Below are 3,246 nucleotides of genomic sequence, written 5' to 3' on the forward strand. Positions count from 1 at the left end.
CGACTGGGCATCAGAATTGCTGCGCCCTATCAGGCGCGAGTCACCCCTCTACCGCTTGCGGGAGAGGGGCTGGGGGAGAGGGTTGCGTCAGGTTGGCGCGGAGTTCTGAAAGGCCTGTACTAGAGGCTTCTATTCAGTACTGCAACAGCTAACGTGGACATAGCCAATGAATTCGCCCCTACACCCTCAAGCCGGCGTCAGGCACTCCGGCCCATCCAGCTTCGGGTCGTTCACCAGGGTCGCCAGGGCGCGCTCGCGCAGCTGCGGGCTTGGCCGGGCCAGCAGCTCCAGCAGTTGCAGCGGAGTCGACTCGGCATCCAGCCAGATGCGCTGACCTTCCTCATCCAGCACCAGGGGCCGGCGCATGTCGGCGGCGGCCTGGGTGATCATGGCCAGGCTGAGGTATTCCACATCGCCGGCCGGGTAGGACTCCCAGAGCGCGGCGAAATGCATGATCCCGCCCTCGGCGCTGATCCAGTAGGGCCGCTTGCGCACTCCGCGCCACTCGTAGAAGCCGTTGGCCAGCATCAAGCAGCGGCGGGCGCGGAAGGCCTCGCGAAACATCGGCTGGTCGGCCAGGGTTTCAACCCGGGCGTGGGCCGGAGTCTTGGACAGGTCGGTGAGCCAGGCCGGGGTCAGGCCCCAGCGGGCCATGTCGGCGCGGCGCTGGCCGTCGAGCTCGCGCAGCATCAGCACGCGCCCGCCAGGGGCCAGGTTCCAGTGCGGTTGCAGGTCGGCAGGAAAACCGGGAAGAGCCGCCAGCGTGGGCGACCAGCGGAACAGGGCGAAACGTCCAGACATGGGGCGGCCAGTTCGAGGCGGGGCTCAGCAGAGCAGGATGCCGGGGTAGCTAACGGGCTCATCGCCCGGCAAGGGTTGCGCGGTATTGTACGCGGCGATCAGTCGGCTTGCCCGTTCGGCGTCCTCGTCCTCCACCAGCAGGCCGAGCAACCCGCACGCCGGCAGTTCGCCGATGGCGCCGAGCAGATGGCCGCCGGCCAGGTGGGCCTCCACGCCTTCGCTGGCCAGCATGCCCACCAGCAGTTCCGCCTCGATCAGGTCCTGGGGTTCGTAGATGCGCTGCATCATTCGTCCTCCCGGCGAACCTCCAGGTTCCAGTCCTGGCCATCGGTCCAGAGCAGGAACAGGATGGGCCGGCAACAGACCGGACAGTCCTCAATGTACTGCTGATCACCGCCCGAGAGATCGAGCACGGCCGAGACCGGTTCGCCGCAGTAGGGGCATTGATAGTCCTCTGTCTCCAGCATCACCGTTTCCCCTGTGACTTGCCTGTATAATCGCCGGTCTACTTCAGGCCCCGTATTGCGGGGCCTCCAATTACTACCCAGCCGATTCCAGAACAAGAGTGACCAATGGGCGAATTCGAAGCCATCCGACCCTATGACGATGCCGAAGTGCCGGCAGTGCTGGCGCGCCTGTTCGCCGACGACGCCTTCCTCGGCACCCTCACCCGCTATCGATTCCCGAAGCTGGCGGGGCCACTGGGCTGGCTCCTCAAGCCTGTTATAGCTCATCGGCTGCGCGGCGAGTTCGCCAGCATCGCCTCGGTGGCCGCGCTGCAGGACAAGATCGAGCCCTACGTCGACAACACCATCGAGCGCGCCACCGACGGCGTGACCTATTCGGGAGTGGAGCGCCTCAAGCCGGGCACGGCCTACCTGTTGCTGGCCAACCACCGCGACATCGTGATGGACCCGGCCTTCGTCAACTACGCCGTCTATCACGCCGGCCTGCCGACGCCGCGTATCGCCATTGGCGACAACCTGCTGCAAAAGCCCTTCGTCAGCGACCTGATGCGCCTGAACAAGAGCTTCATCGTGCACCGCAACCTGGCCGGCCGCCGCGAGAAGTTGGCGGCCTTCCAGCAGCTGTCGGCCTACATCAACCATTCGATCCAGGTGGACGGCCAGTCGATCTGGATCGCCCAGGCCGAGGGCCGCGCCAAGGACGGCGACGACCGTACCGATTCGGCGATCCTCAAGATGTTCCACATGAGCCGCAAGGACGAGCCCTTCGCCGATGTGATTCGTGATCTGCACCTGATCCCGGTGTCCATCAGCTACGAATACGACCCCTGCGACCAGGCCAAGGCCCGCGAGCTGCAGATTCGCGCCAGCACCGGCAGCTACGCCAAGGCACCGGGGGAGGACGATGCCAGCATCGCCCTGGGCATCACCGGCTACAAGGGCCGGGTGCACATCAATTTCGGCAGTGAGATCGGCAGCGCCAGCGAAGACGCCAAGCAGCTGGCCCAGGAGATCGACAAGCAGATACTCGGTGGTTACCGTCTGTTCCCGGTGCACTACCTGGCCTACGCCCTGTGGAGCGAGCGCGACCCCGAGCTGGCGGTACCGACCGCGGCTGAAATCTTCGGCGCCGACGAACTGGCCCGCGCCAAGGCGGAGTGGCAGAAGCGCCTCGACGCCTGTACGGCGGAACAACGCCCCTACCTGATCCAGCAGTACGCGACCCCGGTGCGCAATCAATACCGGATCAAGGCCGGCCTGCCACTCTGATCGGCCCCTGGAATGCAAAACGGCGACCCTGAGGTCGCCGTTTTTCATGTCGGACTGTTCGGATCAGAGCCGGGTACTGGCCCAGGACACGCCAAAGGCCACGGTCAGGCTGAAGTAGCCGAAGGCGTAGAAGAAGCGATTCAGGCGCTGGGCCGATTCGTCCTGCACCGAGGCGGGTTCGTCCAGCTCGCTCTCGGCCGCCAGGCGGGCGACGGAACGCTGCTCGCGCAGCCGGGTGGCCAGCAGCACCCAGGCGCCAGCACAAGCAAAGAAAAGGGCCAGGCCATTCACGACCTGTGCGGGGTGGGCGAGAAAAAGGCCCCAAAGCGCCTGCAGCGACATCTTGAACTCCGCTTCAGGCGGCGCGACCGTGCACTCAACCTGCAAGACAAGGATCTATCCGCCCGGGTCCAGGCGGTGGTTCGAAGGTGCAGAGTCTACCGAAAGGGGGCGTGACCGGGCGGTCGTTCCGACGAATGCCGCTGCACGATCGTCCCCAGTTGGCGAACGAACTCACTCTCGCAGGAATGAAAAGGCTATGTCTGCGTTAGCTGTTACAGAACCGAATAGAAGCGTCTAGCACGGGCCTTTCAGGCCTCCGCGCTTGCTGATGCATCCCTCACCCCCGGCCCCTCTCCCAGAGGTAGAGGGGTGACTCGCGCCTGACAGGACGCGGTAATCCTGACGCCTGGTCATTGCCTGAACCTGT

5 protein-coding genes are annotated in these 3,246 nt (G+C 65.1%); 1 reads left to right on the forward strand and 4 read right to left on the reverse strand.

Features of this window, described 5'->3' with window-relative positions; all coding sequences use genetic code 11:
* Positions 1 to 186: 186 nt before the first annotated feature.
* The 3 genes from E8F11_RS08695 to E8F11_RS08705 are packed head-to-tail and all read right to left on the reverse strand — an operon-like array spanning position 187 to position 1,268.
* Positions 187 to 801: an SOS response-associated peptidase gene (locus tag E8F11_RS08695; RefSeq protein ID WP_280288441.1), complete on the reverse strand. Its 615-nt coding sequence runs from the start codon at positions 799 to 801 to the stop codon at positions 187 to 189.
* Positions 802 to 825: 24 nt separating this feature from the next.
* Positions 826 to 1,086 (reverse strand): DUF2007 domain-containing protein, encoded by a 261-nt coding sequence (locus tag E8F11_RS08700; RefSeq protein ID WP_280288445.1) that lies wholly within the window; start codon positions 1,084 to 1,086, stop codon positions 826 to 828.
* Positions 1,086 to 1,268 carry a CPXCG motif-containing cysteine-rich protein gene (locus tag E8F11_RS08705; RefSeq protein ID WP_280288442.1) on the reverse strand — a complete coding sequence of 61 codons (183 nt, stop codon included), beginning with the start codon at positions 1,266 to 1,268 and terminating at the stop codon, positions 1,086 to 1,088. The genes E8F11_RS08700 and E8F11_RS08705 overlap by 1 nt, the downstream gene beginning before the upstream one ends.
* A 105-nt stretch (positions 1,269 to 1,373) precedes the next feature.
* On the opposite strand from E8F11_RS08705, the gene E8F11_RS08710 reads away from it, so the two are divergent.
* Positions 1,374 to 2,537 (forward strand): 1-acyl-sn-glycerol-3-phosphate acyltransferase, encoded by a 1,164-nt coding sequence (locus tag E8F11_RS08710; RefSeq protein WP_280288443.1) that lies wholly within the window; start codon positions 1,374 to 1,376, stop codon positions 2,535 to 2,537.
* Positions 2,538 to 2,600: 63 nt separating this feature from the next.
* Here the strand turns inward: E8F11_RS08710 and E8F11_RS08715 are convergent, their stop codons facing one another.
* Positions 2,601 to 2,879: a hypothetical protein gene (locus E8F11_RS08715; RefSeq protein WP_280288444.1), complete on the reverse strand. Its 279-nt coding sequence runs from the start codon at positions 2,877 to 2,879 to the stop codon at positions 2,601 to 2,603.
* Positions 2,880 to 3,246: the final 367 nt, after the last annotated feature.

The organism is Pseudomonas sp. BN417, assembly GCF_029871205.1.
Classification (GTDB): domain Bacteria; phylum Pseudomonadota; class Gammaproteobacteria; order Pseudomonadales; family Pseudomonadaceae; genus Metapseudomonas.

Coding starts and splice junctions, on each gene's coding strand:
- E8F11_RS08695 (WP_280288441.1), bottom strand. CDS start 801: ATGTCTGGACGTTTCGCCCTGTTCCGCTGGTCGCCCACGCTGGCGGCT.
- E8F11_RS08700 (WP_280288445.1), bottom strand. CDS start 1,086: ATGCAGCGCATCTACGAACCCCAGGACCTGATCGAGGCGGAACTGCTG.
- E8F11_RS08705 (WP_280288442.1), bottom strand. CDS start 1,268: ATGCTGGAGACAGAGGACTATCAATGCCCCTACTGCGGCGAACCGGTC.
- E8F11_RS08710 (WP_280288443.1), top strand. CDS start 1,374: ATGGGCGAATTCGAAGCCATCCGACCCTATGACGATGCCGAAGTGCCG.
- E8F11_RS08715 (WP_280288444.1), bottom strand. CDS start 2,879: ATGTCGCTGCAGGCGCTTTGGGGCCTTTTTCTCGCCCACCCCGCACAG.